Annotated in this window: 11 protein-coding genes; 7 read left to right on the forward strand and 4 right to left on the reverse strand. The window is 70.3% G+C overall.

Going from position 1 to position 18,025, the window contains the following annotated elements; genetic code table 11:
• Positions 1–233 precede the first annotated feature (233 nt).
• The 3 genes from KQY30_RS32070 (at position 234) to KQY30_RS32080 (ending at position 5,691) form a co-directional block, all read left to right on the forward strand.
• Positions 234–1,259, forward strand: a complete 1,026-nt coding sequence (locus KQY30_RS32070; protein WP_217310038.1) for a right-handed parallel beta-helix repeat-containing protein — start codon at positions 234–236, stop codon at positions 1,257–1,259.
• A 175-nt stretch (positions 1,260–1,434) separates the two neighbouring features.
• Positions 1,435–2,229 carry an SDR family NAD(P)-dependent oxidoreductase gene (locus tag KQY30_RS32075; RefSeq protein ID WP_217310039.1) on the forward strand — a complete coding sequence of 265 codons (795 nt, stop codon included), beginning with the start codon at positions 1,435–1,437 and terminating at the stop codon, positions 2,227–2,229.
• A gap of 366 nt (positions 2,230–2,595) precedes the next feature.
• A complete protein-coding gene (locus KQY30_RS32080) occupies positions 2,596–5,691 on the forward strand; it encodes a discoidin domain-containing protein (protein WP_217310040.1) in 3,096 nt (1,031 codons plus the stop codon).
• Positions 5,692–5,823: 132 nt separating this feature from the next.
• Here KQY30_RS32080 and KQY30_RS32085 read toward each other — a convergent pair whose 3' ends face one another.
• The 4 genes from KQY30_RS32085 to KQY30_RS32100 form a co-directional block, all read right to left on the reverse strand.
• Positions 5,824–7,470: a thiamine pyrophosphate-binding protein gene (locus tag KQY30_RS32085; protein WP_217310041.1), complete on the reverse strand. Its 1,647-nt coding sequence runs from the start codon at positions 7,468–7,470 to the stop codon at positions 5,824–5,826.
• Between the two features lie 247 nt (positions 7,471–7,717).
• A complete protein-coding gene (locus tag KQY30_RS32090) occupies positions 7,718–9,937 on the reverse strand; it encodes an NADP-dependent isocitrate dehydrogenase (protein WP_217310042.1) in 2,220 nt (739 codons plus the stop codon).
• Complete coding sequence (locus tag KQY30_RS32095; protein WP_217310043.1) at positions 9,930–10,922, reverse strand: helix-turn-helix transcriptional regulator; 993 nt, start codon at positions 10,920–10,922, stop codon at positions 9,930–9,932. The genes KQY30_RS32090 and KQY30_RS32095 overlap by 8 nt, the downstream gene beginning before the upstream one ends.
• 71 nt (positions 10,923–10,993) lie before the next feature.
• The gene (locus KQY30_RS32100) at positions 10,994–12,328 is read right to left on the reverse strand and encodes a LuxR C-terminal-related transcriptional regulator (RefSeq protein WP_217310044.1); all 1,335 of its coding nucleotides are present in this window, start codon (positions 12,326–12,328) and stop codon (positions 10,994–10,996) included.
• Between the two features lie 432 nt (positions 12,329–12,760).
• On the opposite strand from KQY30_RS32100, the gene KQY30_RS32105 reads away from it, so the two are divergent.
• The 4 genes from KQY30_RS32105 (at position 12,761) to KQY30_RS32120 (ending at position 17,998) form a co-directional block, all read left to right on the forward strand.
• Positions 12,761–13,522, forward strand: a complete 762-nt coding sequence (locus tag KQY30_RS32105; protein WP_217310045.1) for a hypothetical protein — start codon at positions 12,761–12,763, stop codon at positions 13,520–13,522.
• The gene (locus KQY30_RS32110; RefSeq protein WP_217310046.1) at positions 13,506–14,513 is read left to right on the forward strand and encodes a hypothetical protein; all 1,008 of its coding nucleotides are present in this window, start codon (positions 13,506–13,508) and stop codon (positions 14,511–14,513) included. The genes KQY30_RS32105 and KQY30_RS32110 overlap by 17 nt, the downstream gene beginning before the upstream one ends.
• A complete protein-coding gene (locus KQY30_RS32115) occupies positions 14,510–15,892 on the forward strand; it encodes a M56 family metallopeptidase (protein ID WP_217310047.1) in 1,383 nt (460 codons plus the stop codon). Before KQY30_RS32110 ends, KQY30_RS32115 begins: the two co-directional genes overlap by 4 nt.
• A 183-nt stretch (positions 15,893–16,075) precedes the next feature.
• On the forward strand, positions 16,076–17,998 hold the full coding sequence (locus tag KQY30_RS32120; protein ID WP_217310048.1) for a LamG-like jellyroll fold domain-containing protein: 1,923 nt from the start codon (positions 16,076–16,078) through the stop codon (positions 17,996–17,998).
• The last annotated feature ends 27 nt before the right edge of the window (positions 17,999–18,025 follow it).

Consider the following 18,025-nt stretch of genomic DNA (forward strand, 5'->3'; position numbering starts at 1 on the left):
AAAGTATTCGTGTAACTCCGTCTTGTAGTTTCTCCTGGTCATATGGGTGCTCAGTGCCATCGGAAGGGATTCGGCCTGGATACGGCCGAAACTGATCCGCTTCCGGTGCCGTACCTCCCGCCGCTGGTCAGAGGGGGTGCGCGCGGAGGTGTTCAAGGTTTCCGCAAGGTCGGGCGAGCACCATGGCGGCGGGCTCGGGGAACCGCCCCGAGCACGGGGGAAGGAAACGGATCATGCACAGGCCCGCAGCAGTGGCACTCACACTCACCTGTCTGATGGCCGGAGGCACACTGACCGCCGTACCGGCGGGTGCTGTCACCGCAGGGACGGTCACGGTGTACGTGGACCCCAGCGCCCGGGCGAGCGGCAACGGGCTCGCCCGGACCAACGCCGTGCGCACTTTCGCGGAGGCGGAGAAGCTCCTCAAGAACAAGCGCGCGGTCAACGCCACCATCCTCACGCCCGGCGGCACGTACTACCCCGACGAGGAGATCAAGTGGACCTACGACCCGCCGGGCGGCCGTTTCACCTTCGCGGCGGTGCCGGGAACCGGTGAGGTCGTCATGGACGGCTCGCGGGCGAAGCCCGGCTACTTCATGACCATCAGCTCGCCGAACAGCAGCTTCACCGTCTCGGGCAAGACCATCAAGAACTACACCAACGGCGGTATCCGGGTCCGGGGGATGAAGGGCCCGGGCCGGGTGACCATCAAGAACAACCTGTTCCAGTACCTGGGCAACAAGAGCAACCCCGGCGGACCCGGCTACGGAGCCGTTCACGTCACGGAATCCGCCAGGCTCACCATCACCGGCAACAGGTTCTACAACCTGGAGAACAGCGACGGCCCCGCCGAGATCCACGGGGTCTATCTCGCCACCCGCACCAGCTCCACCACGATCCGTGGAAACCGGTTCGGATACATCACGGGCGACCCGGTCCGTACCCGGAACGGCAGTAACAACAACATCGTCGACGGCAACAGGTTCTGGCGTTCCGGTTCCTACGCCACCTTCAGTGACTGGCGGCCGCAGGACAAGGAGGTGTGCGGAAAGGGCAATGTCTTCAAGAACAACAAGGTGGGCAGGACCACGTACTTCGGCAAGAAGTTCGGCTCGGACACCTATGGGGCGGGAAAGATCAAGGTTCAGCTTCTGCTCTGGGGGCACCACAAGCCGACCGCGGCGAATGTGGGCGGCTGTGCGACCCGGCCCATCACCAACGGCGGCGGCAACAAGTACGTGACGACCCGCCCCTGGTGACAGCCCCGGCGGGGCCACAGCCGACCGTAAAGATTGGACTTGCTGGTCCATTTTGAACGAGGTACTTGTGGACCGAACAGTCCAGTCGGACGGCACGGCCCGCCCGTCCCTGGCCCGGCGACGAGCCCGGCCGGGGCGGGCTCGCCATGGGCCGGCCATGAGCGGAGTGAATCCAGTGGATCTGCAATTGAACGGCAAGCGGGCGCTTGTGACCGGGTCGAGCAGCGGACTCGGCGCGGAGATAGCCAGGGTCCTGGCGGCCGAGGGGGCGGCGGTCGTCGTGCACGGGCGCGACGAAGCACGGGCCACGGCAGTCGCCAAGGCCATCCGGGCGGACGGCGGTGACGTCACCGTCGCGATCGGCGATCTGGCCACCGACGCCGGAGCCGACGCGGTGAGAACGGCGTCCGCCGGCACGCCGGTCGACATCCTCGTCAACAACCTCGGTGTCTACGACCCGACGGCCGCCTGGCCCACCACCGCGCCCGCCGAGTGGGCCGCCATCTACAACACCAATGTCGTCTCCAGTGTGCGGACGATCCAGCGCTTCGTACCGGACATGCGGGCGCGCGGCTGGGGACGGGTGATCCAGATCAGCAGCGTCCTCGGCCACCTGCCCGCGGCGAGCCAGCCGCACTACGCCGCGACCAACGCCGCCCGGGACAATCTCGCCGTCTCCCTGGCCCGCGAACTCAAGCACTCCGGCGTCACATCGAACGCGGTCGCGGCCGGCGGCATCCTCACCCCCTCCGCGCAGGCGTACGTCCTCGACCTGGGCAGGCGGAACGGCTGGGGCGAGACCTGGGAGGAGGTTGAGCCCAGGGCCATCAGCGCGCTGTCGCCCAACGACGTCGGCCGCATCGGACGGCCGCGCCAGTACGCCGACCTCGTCGCGTTCCTGGCCAGTCCGCTGTCGGGGTACATCACCGGTGCGACACTGCGCGCGGACGGCGGCTGGCACGACGCGTAGCCGCGGGCGCCCATATGGCCCGGCGCCTGTACGGTCGGGCGCCCGTACGGTCCGGCGCCTGCCTGTATGGTCCGGCACCGGTATGGTCCGGCACCCGTACGGTCCGGTGCCCGCGTCGCACGGTGACGCACGCGGGTACCGGACCCGCCCCCGGCCCGTCGTGTTCACCCGGACAAGCAGTTGCGGCAAGGGTTGACAGTGGTCAGTCACTACAGCACTCTCTCGGGAGAGCGCTCTCCTCAAGATCGATCCGTCGTGGAGCGCCGAGTGTCGAGTTCGGACCCACCGACAGCCACCCTTCCCGCGCCGTCGCCGAGCGTGCCGCGGGGTTCTGGTGGAGAGGCATCACACCCCGTGGAGATGTACATGAGCCTCCTGTCCTCCTTACGCCGAGCCGTTCGGCGTCGCAGACCGCTGGTCGCCGCCGCCGTCGCGATGTGTCTCGCGATGGGCGGTGCCGTCGGATCGTCGGCCGGGGCCGCCCAGGCGGCCGACACCCTGCTGTCGCAGGGCAAGGCCGTCACGACCTCCTCGACCGAGAACGAGGGAACGCCCGCCTCGGCGGCCGTCGACGGCAACGCCGGGACCCGCTGGTCCAGCGCCGCCGCCGATCCGCAGTGGATCCAGATCGACCTGGGCGCCACCGCGGCGATCAGCTCCGTCGTCCTCAACTGGGAGACCGCGTACGCCACTTCGTACAAGATCCAGGTGTCGGGCGACGCGCAGAACTGGACCGACATCTACTCCACGACGACCGGACCCGGCGGCAACCAGACGCTCGCCGTCAGCGGTTCCGGGCGGTACGTGCGGATGTACGGTACGGCCCGGGCCACCGGATGGGGCTACTCCCTCTGGGAGTTCCAGGTCTACGGCACGGCCGGCAGCGGCCCGGGCCAGGAGCCCTCCGGGACGGCGATCTCCGCGTTCAAGCAGGTCACGGCCTCTACCTGGGAGGGCGCCAACGCTCCGGCCGCCGCGCTGGACGGGCGTACCGACACCCGCTGGTCGAGCGAGTTCGCCGACAACCAGTGGATCCAGGTGGACCTGGGCGGTGCGGCCAGGATCAGTGGCATCGTGCTGAACTGGGAGTCCGCCTACGCGACGGGCTACCGCATCGAGGTGTCCGACAACGCCTCGACCTGGTCGACCCTCCACTCCACCACCGCCGGCCGGGGCGGGACCGAGACACTCGGCATCACCGGCCAGGGGCGGTACGTCCGGCTCTACGCGACCACCCGGGCCACCGGATACGGTGTCTCGCTCTGGGAGTTCCAGGTCTTCGGGTCCGTCGACAGCTCCTCGTCCGCCCCGCCCCTGCTCTCCGGACCCACCAAGGCACCGGCGACCCTGAACCAGTTCGCGCTCGGCGCGCCCGCGGACCGGGCCCTGATCACCAACACCCGCAGGCCCGCCTTCTCCTGGGCGGCCGTCCAGGGCGCCGTCCGCTACGAGCTGTGGCTCAATGTCAGCCGTACCGACTACGACTTCACCGCCTCGGGCAATCTCCTCGACCTCTACACCAAGGTCGCCGAGCCCACCGGTACCGGCTACACACCGAGTTGGGACATCACCGACCGGTGGACCTACAAGTGGTTCGTCGTCGCGGTGAGCGGCTCCGGTGCGAAGACCACCTCCAACATCCGTACGTTCAGCGTCTATCTGCCCGAGATCGAGACCGTCAACGACGGTGTCGCTGTCATCAACGGCGCCCGCGACCTGAACAAGAACGGGGCCATCGAGCCGTACGAGGACTGGCGGCAGCCGGTCGAGACCCGGGTCAGTGATCTCCTCGGCAGGATGACGCTGGAGGAGAAGGCCTACCAGATGTTCTACAACGTCCAGTCGTACCCCAGGTCCGGCTGGCACTTCGGACCGGCCCAGCCGGCCGATCTGCACAACACCCTGCTCACCACGGCGGCCACCAGGCTGGGCATTCCGCCGGTCTCCGCCGGTGACACCACCGCCGGCTACCAGACCACGTACCCGCTCCAGAGCACCCTGGCCGCGGCCCGGAACCACGGGCTCGAATACCAACTCGCCGACATGCAGCGCAAGGAGCAGCTCGAGGTCGGCACCCGGGGAACGCTCTCGCCGCTCGCCGAGGTCGGCACCAAGGTGCTCTACCCCCGTATCCAGGAGGGCGGCGGCGAGAACGCCGATGCCGTGGGGGCCCAGCTCCGTGCCCTGGTGGCCGGTCTCCAGGGCGGCCCTGAACTCAACCCGCAGTCCGTCCTCGCGACCGTCAAGCACTGGCCCGGTGAAGGCGCCGGCGGCGAGGCGGGCATCGTCTACGACGGGGTGACCATCAAGTACCACATGATCCCGTTCCGGGCGGCGATGGAGGCCGGGGCCGTCAACATCATGCCGGGCTACGCGGGCAGTTCGTATCTCGACCCGGGCGGTCCCGGTGCGGGCGACAGCGCCAAGATCCTCGCGTACCTGCGGCAGAACCTCGGTTACACCGGCCTGATCACCACCGACTGGCTGCCCTCGGGTGCCTGGGTGAACGCGGCCAACGCCGGCTCCGATGTGATGGGCGGGGCCGACCCGGGCGCCACCGGGTTCAGTATGGCCACCTTCCAGGCGCAGGTGCCGCTCGCCCGGATCAATGACGCGGTGACGCGGATCCTCCGGCTGAAGTTCCAACTGGGCGTCTTCGACCGGCCGTACGGCGACCCGGTCAACGGCCCGTACCGGTTCCACCAGCCGAGCTATGCCGCGCTGGCCAACCAGGCCGCCCGCGCGTCCAACACCCTGCTCAAGAACAACGGTGTCCTCCCCGTCAGGCTCAACCGGGGTGACAACATCGTCGTCGCGGGCGCCCGGGCCACGGACGGCGCCGCGTGCTGCATCTGGTCCAGCTACTTCCACCCCAACTACGGTTCGCTGACCACCCTGGAAGCCATCCGGGCCAGGGCGTCCACAGCGGGTGTCAATGTGTACCAGGACACCGGGCCCGCGCCGAAGCTCGCTGTCGTGGCCGTCGGCGAGCCGTCGTACACACACGCCACGGCGTGGCCGAACCTCGAACCGTATCTGCCCGCTGATCAGCTCGCCCTGATCCGGAACTTCAAGAATCAGGGAATTCCGGTGGTCGTGGTGCTGACACTGCCCCGGCCCATTGTGATCAGCGACTGGAACGGTCTGGCGGACGCCATCGTGGTCACCTACCGGGGTGGTGAGGAAGTGGGACCCGCCACGGCCTCCCTGCTCTTCGGCGACTACACGCCCAGCGGAAAGCTGCCCTGGCAACTGCCCAGGAGCCTGGACCAGATCCTGAAGCCAGGTGGCGGTGATGTACTCGGGGACGCCAACGAGAAGTGGGATCTTCCGTACGATCTCGGCGCCACCGACGCCGAACGCGCGGAGATCCGGGCGAGGATCGACGCCGGACAGCCGGTGCCGACGACCCGTGGCAACCCGCTGTACCACTACGGCGCGGGACTCACCGGCTGGAACTAGTGCCGGTTGCGGCACCTGCCCCGGCGCAGGCCACACGTAAGCCCTCATGAAGGAGCGCTCCCCACCGGACTCGTCCGGTGGGGAGCGGTCGCCGCGGTCGCCGCAGTCACAACGGCCGTCACACACCGCCTCTCAGCTCAGATGCTTGGCGATCTCCCAGCTCGCCGCCAGTTCCACATCGCCATTGATCTGTACGTCGACGAGCACCGGCCCGTCCTCCACCGCCAGCGCCCTGTCGATCTCGCCGAAGTCGTCGGGCGTGCGGACGGAGAAGCCCTTCGCGCCGAAGCCGGCGGCCAGTTGCGCGAAATCGGGCTCCCGGATCTCGGCGTACGACGCGTTGAGCTTCTTGTGCACCAGATCGTGCTTCTCCTGGCCCACCGCGTTGTCGTTCATGACAATGACCGTGAGCGGCAGTCTGTGGCGTACGGCGGTCTGGAAATCGGCGACGTTCATCATGAACGAGAAATCGCCGGTCACATGCGTGACACGCTCCCCGGGGCGTGCGAAACAGGCGCCGATCGCGAGCGCCAGGCCCTGGCCGATGGCGCCGAAGTCCCAGGCGATGCCCCAGTTGCCGGCGCGCGGCACGGTGAGGATCTTCGTACAGACCATCGCCGCGTGACCGCCGTCCACCACCAGAATGCGGTCGTCCTTCGGCAGTCTGTCCTCCAGATACTGGGCCGCCCGGCGCGGATCCGTCGCGTCCCCGTCGGCGTACTGCGCGATCCACAGCTCCTGGTTCCGGATCCGGTCAGCGAATCCGCGGTCGAGCGGGCGCGCACGCATGGTCGCGCCGATCCGGTCGGCCAGTTGCGCCACGGCCGTCTTGGCATCGGCCGTCATACCGACCGCGACCCGGGCGAACCAGCCGAAGGCGTCCGGCCGGTCGTCGATCTGGATGATCTTCTTCCCGTTCTTCAGGAGCTTCCCGAAGTCCGTCGTCCATTCGTTGAGGCTCGCTCCGACGACCACCATCACATCGCTGTCGGCGAGGGTGTTCACCGTGAGATCCGAGCCGAGCCCGCCGCTGATTCCCAGATAGAGCGGATAATCCGCGCAGAATCCCGAGGCGAGAATGGACACCCCGATGGGCGCGCCGAGTTGCTCGGCCAGTGCCCGGACTTCCCGTTCCGCCTTGGCATTTGCCGCACCGAGTCCGCAGAGGATCGTCGGGCGCTGGGCGGACGCGAGCAGCCTGGCCGCCTCCTCGACATCTTCCGTACGCGGTGGTTGGAGCGCGTTGGACCGATACATGGGCCGGTACGTCCACGCGGAATCCGGCATCTCCATTTGCTGCACGTCCTGGGGCAGATTCAGAATGAACGGCCCCTTCCGTGTCTTGATCTGCCGGAATGCCTCACCCAGGCAGTAGTCCACATTGTGGACCGAATCCAGCCGTTCGGTGGCCCCGGTGGTGAGTTTCGCGAGCGCGGGCTGGTCCACCATTCCCTGCGGGTTGTACGGGTCGCGGAGTGAGGCGTGTCCGGCGAGCACCATCAGGGGCGTACGGTGCAGCCGCGCGGACACCAGCGAAGTCGTCGCGTTGGTGTAGCCGGGGCCCTGGGTGACCGAGGCGAGACCGGGCCTGCCACTGAACCTGGCGTACCCGTCGGCCATACCGACCGCGCTGGATTCATGATGGGCGTGCACGAATGTCATGCCGTGGCGCTCGCCCAGGTCCACGATGATGTCCTGGTTCGCGTCCCCCATCACGGCGAACAGGTGGTCGAAGCCCTCGGCGGCGATCGCGTCGGTAATGGCGTGGAACGCCTTCATCGGAGTTTTCCTCTCGGTTCGCGTCGTTTCGTTTCTGGAGATTCCACCTCTCAATACGCTGCACTCGTCCGGTGTTCTCTGCTTCCCGGCGCATCTGAATGGCCCGCCCGTATGCGGAAAGGACACCGCCCCGGCCGACGGGAAGGTCGGCCGGGGCGGGAACCGGTAATACGGAGGCCAATACGGTGGCCGGTTATACGTAGGCCGTGACACGTAGGCCGTGATACGTGGGCCGTGGTACGGAGGCTCAGCCCAGTGTCGCGATCGCCTGGTTGAAGGTGGCCGACGGACGCATGACCGCGGCGGCCTTCGCCTCGTCCGGCCGGTAGTAACCGCCGATGTCGGCCGGCGAGCCCTGCACCGCGATCAGCTCGTCGACAATCGTCTGCTCCTGCTCGGTCAGCGTCTTGGCGAGGTCCGCGAAGGCCTCCGCGAGGTCCGCGTCGTCCGTCTGCTTCGCCAGCTCCTGGGCCCAGTAGAGCGCCAGGTAGAAGTGGCTGCCCCGGTTGTCGATACCGCCGAGGCGGCGGCTCGGCGACTTGTCCTCGTTCAGGAAGGTGGCCGTCGCGCGGTCGAGTGTGTCGGCGAGGACCTGGGCGCGCGCGTTGCCCGTGGTCTGCGCGAGGTGCTCGAAACTGACCGCCAGCGCCAGGAACTCGCCCAGGCTGTCCCAGCGCAGATAGTTCTCCTTGACGAGCTGCTGTACATGCTTGGGCGCGGAACCGCCCGCACCCGTCTCGAACAGCCCGCCGCCGTTCATCAGCGGAACGACCGAGAGCATCTTCGCGCTCGTGCCGAGTTCGAGGATCGGGAAGAGGTCGGTGAGGTAGTCACGCAGGACATTGCCGGTGACCGAGATGGTGTCCTCGCCCCGGCGCACACGCTCCAGCGAGAACGCGATCGCGTCCACCGGCGCCATGATCTCGATCCGCAGGCCCTCGGTGTCGTGGTCGGCGAGATACGTCCTGACCTTGGCGATCAGGCTCGCGTCGTGCGCGCGCCCCTCGTCGAGCCAGAACACCGCCGGATCGCCGGTCGCGCGGGCGCGCGTGACGGCCAGCTTGACCCAGTCCCTGACGGGCAGGTCCTTGGTCTGGCACATGCGCCAGATGTCGCCCGCGCTCACCACGGTCTCCAGCACGGCGTCGCCCGAGCCGTCGACGACCCGGACCGTACCCGTGACGGGGATCTCGAAGGTCTTGTCGTGGCTGCCGTACTCCTCGGCCTTCTGCGCCATGAGGCCGACGTTCGGCACCGAGCCCATCGTGGACGGGTCGAACGCGCCGTTCGCCCGGCAGTCGTCGAGAACGACCTGGTAGATGCCCGCGTAACTGCTGTCCGGGATGACCGCCAGGGTGTCGGCCTCCTTGCCGTCCGGCCCCCACATGTGACCGGAGGTGCGGATCATGGCCGGCATCGAGGCGTCGACGATGACATCGCTCGGGACGTGCAGATTGGTGATGCCACGGTCGGAGTCGACCATCGCCAGCGCGGGGCCCTCGGCCAGCTCGGCATCGAAGGACGCCTTGATCTCCGCGCCCTCGGGCAGCGACTCCAGGCCCTTGAGGATGCCGCCGAGCCCGTCGTTCGGGGTCAGACCGGCCGCGGCCAGCGCGTCGCCGTGCTCGGCGAACGTCTTCGGGAAGAAGGCCCGTACGACATGACCGAAGATGATCGGGTCGGAGACCTTCATCATCGTGGCCTTCAGGTGCACCGAGAACAGCACGCCCTCGGCCTTGGCACGGGCGACCTGCGCCGCGAGGAACTCACGCAGCACCGCCCCCCGCATCACCGACGCGTCGACGACCTCGCCCGCCAGGACCGGCACGGACTCGCGCAGGACGGTGGTGCTCCCGTCGTCCCCCGCCAGCTCGATACGGAGCGAACCGGCCTCGGCGACGACCGCGGACTTCTCGGTGGAGCGGAAGTCGTCGGCGTCCATGTGCGCGACATTCGTCTTCGAATTGGCCGTCCACGCGCCCATGCGGTGCGGGTGCGCCTTGGCGTAGTTCTTCACGGAGGCGGGGGCGCGGCGGTCGGAGTTGCCCTCGCGCAGCACCGGGTTGACGGCGCTGCCCTTGACCTTGTCGTACCGCGCGCGGACGTCCCTCTCCTCGTCCGTCTTCGGGTCGTCCGGGTACTCCGGCAGCGCGTAGCCCTGCTCCTGGAGCTCCGCGATCGCGGCCTTGAGCTGCGGGATCGACGCCGAGATGTTCGGCAGCTTGATGATGTTCGCCCCGGGGGTCCCGGCCAGCGCCCCCAGCTCGGCGAGCGCGTCATCGATCCGCCGGCCCTCCTCAAGACGCTCGGGGAAGCCGGCGATGATCCGCCCCGCCAGGGAGATGTCACGGCTCTCGACGGTGATCCCGGCCGTCGACGCGTACGCCTCGATCACGGGCAAGAACGAATACGTCGCGAGGGCCGGGGCCTCGTCGGTGTGCGTATAGATGATGGTCGAGTCAGTCACCGGTCGCTCCGCTCCACGTCTGCAACTCCACATCTGCAACATTGCTCGACATCAAGATATCTCGTGACCGGTCCCTGTTCGACAGGGCCCTGCCCCCATCGGAGACAGCAGGTTCCACGGCCGGGCGGGCCAGCGACCGGAGCTTCTCCTGGGACGGGGAGCCCGGCTCCGCGTGGTACGTGACCAGCATCTGGCCGGGCGCTCCGGGCAGCGCCAGCTTCTCGTAGCGGAGATCGAGGGCGCCGACGCGGGGGTGGAGCAGCCTGGTCACCCCGCTGGTCCTGAGGCGTACGTCCTGGCGTGACCAGAGCGTACGGAAACGCTCGCTGTCCCGGCACAGCCCGGCGATCGGCCCGGCCAGTCCGGGGTCCGTGACGGCGCCCCCGGCGAGCGACCGCAGATAGGCCACGGCCTTGGCGGTCATCTCGTCCCAGTCGCGGTACAGCGCCCGCATCTCCGGCTCCAGGAAGGCCGCGCGCAGGGTGTCGACGCCCGGGGCGAAGTACGGGGACAGCGCGATGGCCATGGGGTTGGCGGCCAGCGTGGTCATGAAGCGGCCGTGGACATGGGCGGGGGTGGTTGTCCAGTTGTCGATCAGGCTCCGCACGCTCTCGCTGACCTGCTCGGGCCGCGGCGGTCCGCTCGGAGCGGTGCGCACCGGACGGGCCAGCTCGCGCAGATACGCCTCGGCGTCGGTGTCGAGGCGGAGGGCGCGGGCGAGACTGGTGACGACCTGGTCGGAAGGGTGCTGGTCACGGCCCTGCTCCAGGCGCAGGTAGTACTCCACGCTGATGTCCGCGAGCAGTGCGACCTCCTCGCGGCGGAGCCCCGGCACCCGGCGGCGCGAACCCGGGGGCAGGCCGACATCGGCGGGGCGCAGGCGCTCACGGCGGGCCCGCAGATAGTCGCCGAGCAGCCCGGCCCCGTGCCGCGCGGTCGCCCTTCTTGTGGTCGCCGCCGTGGTTTTCGCAGGTCCGGTCGCCATGCGCCCCAGGGTAGACGCGGGCGCGGACATACCGGACCGGGCCGCTCCGCGGGTATGCGGGGTGGTACGGGTCAGCGCGGGCGGTCCGGAGTGTCGTCGCCCGGGGCGTCATTGCGCATACGGCCGTCCGTCGTGAGCGGCGGATCGTCCAGCCTCGGCAGATAGCAGCGCTGGAACAGCTCGCCGGAGAACTCACGGCGGCTGCGGACCCCGGCCTTGTCGAACACCTTCCGCAGATGGTCCTGGACGGTGTACTCGCCGATCCGCAGCGAGTTCGCGACCTCGGCGGTCGAGCGGCCCAGCAGAACATGCTGGGCGACCTCGCGCTCACGCGGAGTGAGACCGTACGCGTCGAGCACGATGGCCGTCAGTTCGCCGGGGCGGCTCGGGGCCAGCGAGACATACGTCAGGGCCTCCGGCTCCTCGGTCCCGTCGGCCCCGCTGTTCTCGGCCTTCTCACGCCAGGCGCTCAGGGTGACCCAGTGGCCGGTACGGCTGATCGCGCGGGACTGCACCTGGACGCCCATCCCGACGGAGCGCACCTTGTTGGTGAGCGCGTCGAGCGTGAAGGGGAACCGGTGTCCGGGGGCGGGGTGCGCCTCCTGGATGAGGCCGAGCCAGCGCTCCGCGGTGGAGGTGCACAGACGCACCTCCTGATCGTCGTCGAGGATCAGCAGGCCGGCGGCGTCCGGCACGTCGTCGCGGTCGATGCCCGCGAGGAGGAGGGAGCGGCGTAACGCGGTCGTGACCGGGGTGCTCACGGTGCCCGCGAGGGCGACCTCGGCCGGGGTGAAGGGCGGCGAGCCCTCCGCCCGGCAGAGCACGAACAGCCCCCAGGTACGGGAGCCGTCCCGCAGGAGTACGCGTAACTCGTCCGCCAGACCCACGGGTTGGAGTACGTCACGGTAGTAGACGCTCTCCGTCATCCGGCCGGTCATGGAATCGCTGAGCAGACTGACGGAAGCGGAACGGCGGGCGAGGGCGCGGATGTTGTCGACACCGGTCTGGGCGGCGTGCTCGATCTCGAACAGCCGGGGCATCACACTGCGCGGAAAGCCGTGCTCGTGCAGGCCTCCGGTGTCGAGGAGTGTCGCGGGATCGAGCATGACGACGCACCAGATGTCGGCGGGAACGGCGCTGAGCAGGGCGTCCGCGCCTGCCTGGAGGACATCGAGCGCCCCCAGCGATTCGGTCCCGCGCAGCCGGCGGTCGAGGGCGCCGGCCAGCGCGTCACGGGCGGCGGGGGCGACCGCGGCGCTTCGTGCGCCAGATCTACCCGATCTGACGGTTTTCCCTGATTTGGGCGATATGGCGGGCTTGTTGGAGTCTTGAGACCCGGCGGAATGGCCGGAACGAGCGGAACCGGCGGGGTCCTGCTCGGGATGAGGACGGGAAGCGGAAGTCACGCGAGCAGGCTAGGGCGAACCCCCAGACATCTGGGATGGGAATGGCACAAAAGCCCGTCTACTTTGGTACCCCCAACCGGGCGGTGCACGGGGGCAGTTGACGTAGCGCCTCCCGCGCGGGCGCGCACGCCGGGGGGCGTGCGCGGGATGGCCCTCGCCGGACGGGGAGAGGGCGCGGGGTAGGGGGGATTCGTCGTACTGGCGTCCCGTGATCGCGAAACGGGGCGCCGGTGCGGCGGCCTCCGATGCGACGGCCGACGGGCCGACGCGACAACGGTACGGCAACAGGGGAGCGGCCGGGGGACGGCCGGCAAGGGGGGCACGATGACGGTGCGAGGAACGCGGCGCAGTACGCGGTACGGGAGGCGGGGGCCGGGTCCGGGCCGGGTCCGGCAGCAGAGGCTGCTCGCGGCGGTATGTCTCGGGGGTCTGATGGCGCTGACCGCCTGCGGGGGTGGCGGGAGCGCGTCCGACGAGCCCTCGGACAGCGGATTCACGGCGACGGCGGAGCCGACGCCGACGGAGACGACGGCGGAGCCCACGCCCTCCGAGACGGAGACGTCGGAGCCGGTCGAGGAGCCCACGGAGACGGCCACCGACGACACCGGTTCCGACGACGACTCGGGCTCGGACGACTACTCGTCGGACGACTCCGGATCCGATTCGGGGTCCGGGGACGACGTCTCGTCGGGCGTGCCGCGGGGCCAGTGGTCGGGCACCGCCCAGATCAGTGTCGACTTCTCGGATCCCGGCTGCGGGGAGGCGTCCGAGTCGTACGAGCTGCCCGCGACGCTGATCATCAGCGATCCGGTCGGCGGGGAGGACAACAGCTTCAATCTCTCGTGGGCCAGCGACAGCCAGACACCGGCGGGGGCGTTCGGGGTCTCCTCCGCGCTCGACGCGACCGACACACTGGACGGCGAGGCGGTGTCGGTCAATTACTGGACCCTCTCCGAGGACGGTTCGGGCGGTATCTCCGGAGACCTCACCGACCCGGGCGACTCCGAGGCGCTCGCGCTGAACCTGCTCTTCGTACCCAAGCCGATCCTGCCGTGCAGCCAGTACATGGTCTTCCCGTACGGCATGGCGACGGGCACGACCCTGGAGGGAACGGTGAGCGAGGACTCGGCGTCACTAACCCTCAGCGGTACATCGCTCGACGGGACGAGGAGCTTCCGTGTCGAGTGGTCATGAGGGACGGCGGCCGGGGGCGGCCGGAGGCACCACAGGCGCGGGCACGGACGCGGGCGCGGCTGCCGGGCGTACGGAACTGCTCGACACCTGGGCCGGACGGATCGCCGGGGCCGTCGCGCCGGACGAGATCTCCTTCGCGGGCCCCACGGCCCGGGTGTACGCGGCCGGCGGCCGGGGCCGCCGCGCCCTGCTCCACTCCGCGCCCCCGGCCCCGGGCGGCGCCGGGGGCGAACTGGCCACACTCCTTCCCACTCTCTGGGACGCGCTGGCGTCCTCCTACCAGTTCCTGATGGCGGCGCTGGCCTCCCCGGCGACCGCCAACGCGATCTCGGGGGCCGCGCTGCTGCTGGCCCTGGAGGAGCGAGCGGAACGGAGGGAGGCGGCCGGTGATTCCGGCGCCGGTACGGGCGACCCGGCTGCCGGGCCCGTGGCGGACGCCGGTCCGGCCGCACCGGTCCCGGTTGTCGGCGCTGCCGGTGTCGCGTCGGCCGCGCCCGGCGCTGCCGACGCCTCCGGCCCGGTCCCGGGCGTCGCGCCGGCCGCTCCGGCGCCGGTCGCGGGTACCGGCACGGCCGGTGGCGCGGCGGTTCCAGCGGCCGGGTCGGGTTCGGACGGCGGGGCCGACTCCCGTGCTCCCGCGCTCCCGGCCGCCGACGGCTCCGGCCCGGCCCCTGGGGCGGCTGCGGCCCCGGCCGCCGCGTCTGCGATCGGCAGCGTGCCCGTCTCCGATCTCGCCGTGATCGCCCGGACCGTCGTGCACGTGTCCTCGTGTCTTCAGGACGGCGGCATGGAACGCCGGGTCGCCGACCGGGTGGCCGCTGAGGCCGTTGCCGCGTTGTACGCGGGGCGCCGGGACGGAGCCGGGGACTTTCTCGGTGCCCTCGCGGGCGATCAGCCGCCGGGCGCGCCCGGCCGTCGCCGCGGGTCCGTCGTACGGCGGCTGCGGCGGCGGTTGGCCGCCCGGCTCGCGGGCCGCGGGTCCGGCGAGTGAGCCGGAACGCGGCCTCCGGCGGGGGCGTGCCCCAGGTCGTACCGCCCCCGCCCTGGCTCTGGCTGGTCATGGTGACGTACGTCTACGACGCGCCGGCCGCCGTCACCTGGTGGCGCGAGCAGATCCAGGACCTCTGGACGGACCGGACGTACCCCCTCTACGTGTCCGGCGACGCCTTCACCGCGCTGCGCGTCATGCTCGTCAGCCAGGCGATTCCCATCCTCTTCATCGTGGCCGGAATGGCGGCCGTTCTGCTGCCACACCTCCGCGGCCGGTACACGGAGTGGCGGTACCACCTCGTCGCGCCCGTCAACAGCCCGGCGAATTCCTCCCTCCACGACATACAGCGACTGCTCGACGCCCACGCGCCGGGGACGGTCCTGACCGTCTCGATGCGGGGCCGCGGCCCCTCGATCAGGGTGTACGCGCGGGGCTGGCGCGGCCGGAGGGTCGCCGTGTCCCTCGGCTTCCTCGCGCTGTGGGAGCGCCGCCCGGACCGGGCGCGCGCCCTGCTGCTCCACGAGGTGGCGCACCTCGCCAACGGCGAGCATCTGATCACCGGCCTCGGCAGCCCCTTCACCGGACTGGTCGGCGCCTGGCCCGTGGTGTTCCTGGTCTGCGCCGTGGCCCCGCTGGTCTGGCTGGTCCTGTCGCGGACGTTCCCCGAGCCGTCGCTGCTGACCGGGCAGATCCTCGCGATCGTCGCACGGCTGCCGCAGTTGCTGATCGTGCCGGTCATCGCCCTGTGGTGCGCCGAGTTGGCGGCGGACCGGTACGCGGTGGCCGCCGCCGGGCCGCGTACCGTACTGCAGGCGATCGACGCCACCAGGGCGTCCGGACCGCGCCGGGTGACCGGCAAGCTGTACCACCCGCCGCGCGCGCTGCGCCGCTGGTTCGTCGAGCACGCGGACCGGCCGACGGCGCCGCTGCTGCTTCTGCTCGCGGGGCCGATCGCCCTGCTGCTGCACGCGGCGGCCGTCACGGTCATCGCCGTCCCGAGCCTGATCCTCAACGACTACGCCCCGTCCACCGCGGTCGCCACCAGTCTCGACATGGCGCACATCCATCTGCTCCGGTGGCCGCGGTGGGCGGCTGTGCTGGCCGTGGTGCTGCTGTGGCCGCTGCTCGCGAGGCGATGGCTGCGGCTGTGGGGTGGCCCAACGAGTCCGGGTGCCCCAACAGCCGTACCGGGCACGACGATCGGGCCGGATCGCCCAGCGGGGGCCGGCGGCCTCGTCCCGTACCCCCGTCGGGCGCATCTGCTCGCCGCCCTGCTGCCGGCCGCGGTCCTCGTCGTGGGGCTGCTGCCGTCCTCCGGCGTGGTCGCGCGCGATCCCCTTCTGCGCCCCGACACCGCCGCGGTGGGGACGGAGCGCTGAGCCGCACCTCCCCGAGCACCGAGCCGTACCGCCGCCCACCCCCTCGGCACCTCGCCAAGCGGGGGCGGCGGTTCCGGCCATTCATGGGTTCTTCCCCCAGCCATTGCCGTACCGGCCCCCAAGTGCCCGCCGCCCCCGCGTAGTTTGCCCTCGGTCAATCGGACAAACTTCGCGGAGACGTACATGTGCAGTCCGCTTCACCGGCCCGACGGCGCCCTCCCGGCCGCCGCCGCCAGCCGTCGTCACTTCCTCAGAGCCACCGGAATCGTCGGCGCCGCCACGGCCGCCGGGCTCGCCGCCGCTCCCGCCGCTGCCGCGCGGACCCCGCTCACGACGGGCCATGACGCCTCCGGGAGCGCGGCTCCCTGGCAGCCCGACCCCGACAGCCCGCGGTTCACGCTCGTCGTGATGCCCGACACCCAGTACCTCTTCGACGGCGCCAGCATCCACCCCGCGCCCGTCGAGGCATCGCTCCGCTACATCCTCGACCACGGCCGCGACGAGAACATCGTCTTCCTGTCCCATCTCGGCGACCTCACCGAGAACGGCCGCGCCGAGGAATTCGGGCCGCTGAGCGATACGTTCACCCTCCTCGACAAGCGGCGCGTCGGCTACAGCGTGGTCGCGGGCAACCACGACATCCCGTCCTCCACCGACGACCAGCGCGGCCGCACCCCGTACCTGGACGCCTTCGGCCCGCAGCGCATGCGCAGGCTGCCCACCTTCGGCGGAGCCACGCCCGACGGCTACAACTCGTACCACCTCTTCCGCGCCGCCGGCCGCGAGTGGCTGGTGCTCGCGCTCGACTGGCGCCCCTCGGCGGCCGGTCTCGCCTGGGCGAAGAAGGTCATCGCGGACCATCCAGGGACGCCGGTCGTCCTCACCACCCACGAGCTGGTGTACGCCGACGAGTCGGGTGACGAGGCCGAGTTCTCCGACCACGGCAGACACCTGTGGGACGAGCTGATCGCCGGGAACGACCAGGTCTTCCTGACCCTCAACGGTCACTTCTGGCCGGCCGCCCGAACCGTCCGCCGCAACGACGCGGGCAACGACGTCCATCTGCACATCACCAACTACCAGAACCGCTACTACGGCGGAAGCGCGATGATCCGCCTCTACCGCTTCGACCTCTCCAGGAACACCATCGACGTGGAGACCATCTCCCCGTGGATCCTGGGCCGGGCGGGCGAGCACCTCAACGAGCTGGAACGGCACGAGATCGAGCTGACCGGGCCGCAGGACCGGTTCTCCGTACCGCTCGACTTCGAGAGCCGGTTCGCCGGTTTCGCACCGGTTCCCGCACGTGGTCCGCGTCCTGCCGCGCGGATGCTGGTGCCGGGCACCGTCGCGTACTGGCGCTTCGACAGCCCGTACCAGGACGGCCCGCGCCAGGACGGTTCGGCCGCCGACGAGGCCCTTCGCATCCGCGATCTGTCCGGCCACCGCAACGATCTGACCAGGGTGCCCGTCCCCGGCAGCGGGCCCGAGGCGCTCCGCTGGTCCGACAGCCACCACCCCGACCAGCCGGGCCACGGCAGCCTGTTCTTCGACGGCGGCAAGCCCCCGCTGCGCGGCGCGTATCTCCGTACGGCCGACGGCGCGCCGCTCAACTCGCACACCTTCCGCGCCGGTTACACCATCGAGGTCTTCTGCAAGGTCCCCGCGGACTGGGCCGCCGGGCACAACGCCTGGTCCTCGCTGCTGAGCCGCCGGGGCACGGCAGGCGCGGCGGGCAAGACCGAGGGCGACCCCAACGAGCCGGTCGCCACGCTCTCCCTCTCCGACGGGCCGGGAGCACAGTGGGCGGCGGCGCCGCTCAACCAGCCGTCCCTGGTCACGAATTGGGGCCATGAGCTGGAGCGCGAGAAGTGGTGGCACCTCGCGGTCGTCAACGACGGGAAGCACACCACGATGTACGTCGACGGCTGTCCGGTCGCCCGCAACCCCGCCACACGCACCACGGGACTCGCGACGCTCGGTCTGCCCTGGCTGCTCGGCGGCTACGAGTACGGCGGGACGCTCGACCAGCTCCTCTACGGCTGGGTCGGCGATGTCCGTGTCGTGGAACGAGCCCTGTCCGTACGCGAGTTCATGAACGCCTGAACTGCCGCGCCCCAAGGAGACCCTCAC

Origin of the sequence: Streptomyces sp. GMY02 (genome assembly GCF_019056675.1) — a bacterium.
Taxonomy (GTDB): domain Bacteria; phylum Actinomycetota; class Actinomycetes; order Streptomycetales; family Streptomycetaceae; genus Streptomyces; species Streptomyces odonnellii.

Coding starts and splice junctions, on each gene's coding strand:
- KQY30_RS32070 (WP_217310038.1), top strand. CDS start 234: ATGCACAGGCCCGCAGCAGTGGCACTCACACTCACCTGTCTGATGGCC.
- KQY30_RS32080 (WP_217310040.1), top strand. CDS start 2,596: ATGAGCCTCCTGTCCTCCTTACGCCGAGCCGTTCGGCGTCGCAGACCG.
- KQY30_RS32085 (WP_217310041.1), bottom strand. CDS start 7,470: ATGAAGGCGTTCCACGCCATTACCGACGCGATCGCCGCCGAGGGCTTC.
- KQY30_RS32095 (WP_217310043.1), bottom strand. CDS start 10,922: ATGGCGACCGGACCTGCGAAAACCACGGCGGCGACCACAAGAAGGGCG.
- KQY30_RS32105 (WP_217310045.1), top strand. CDS start 12,761: ATGGCGCTGACCGCCTGCGGGGGTGGCGGGAGCGCGTCCGACGAGCCC.
- KQY30_RS32120 (WP_217310048.1), top strand. CDS start 16,076: ATGTGCAGTCCGCTTCACCGGCCCGACGGCGCCCTCCCGGCCGCCGCC.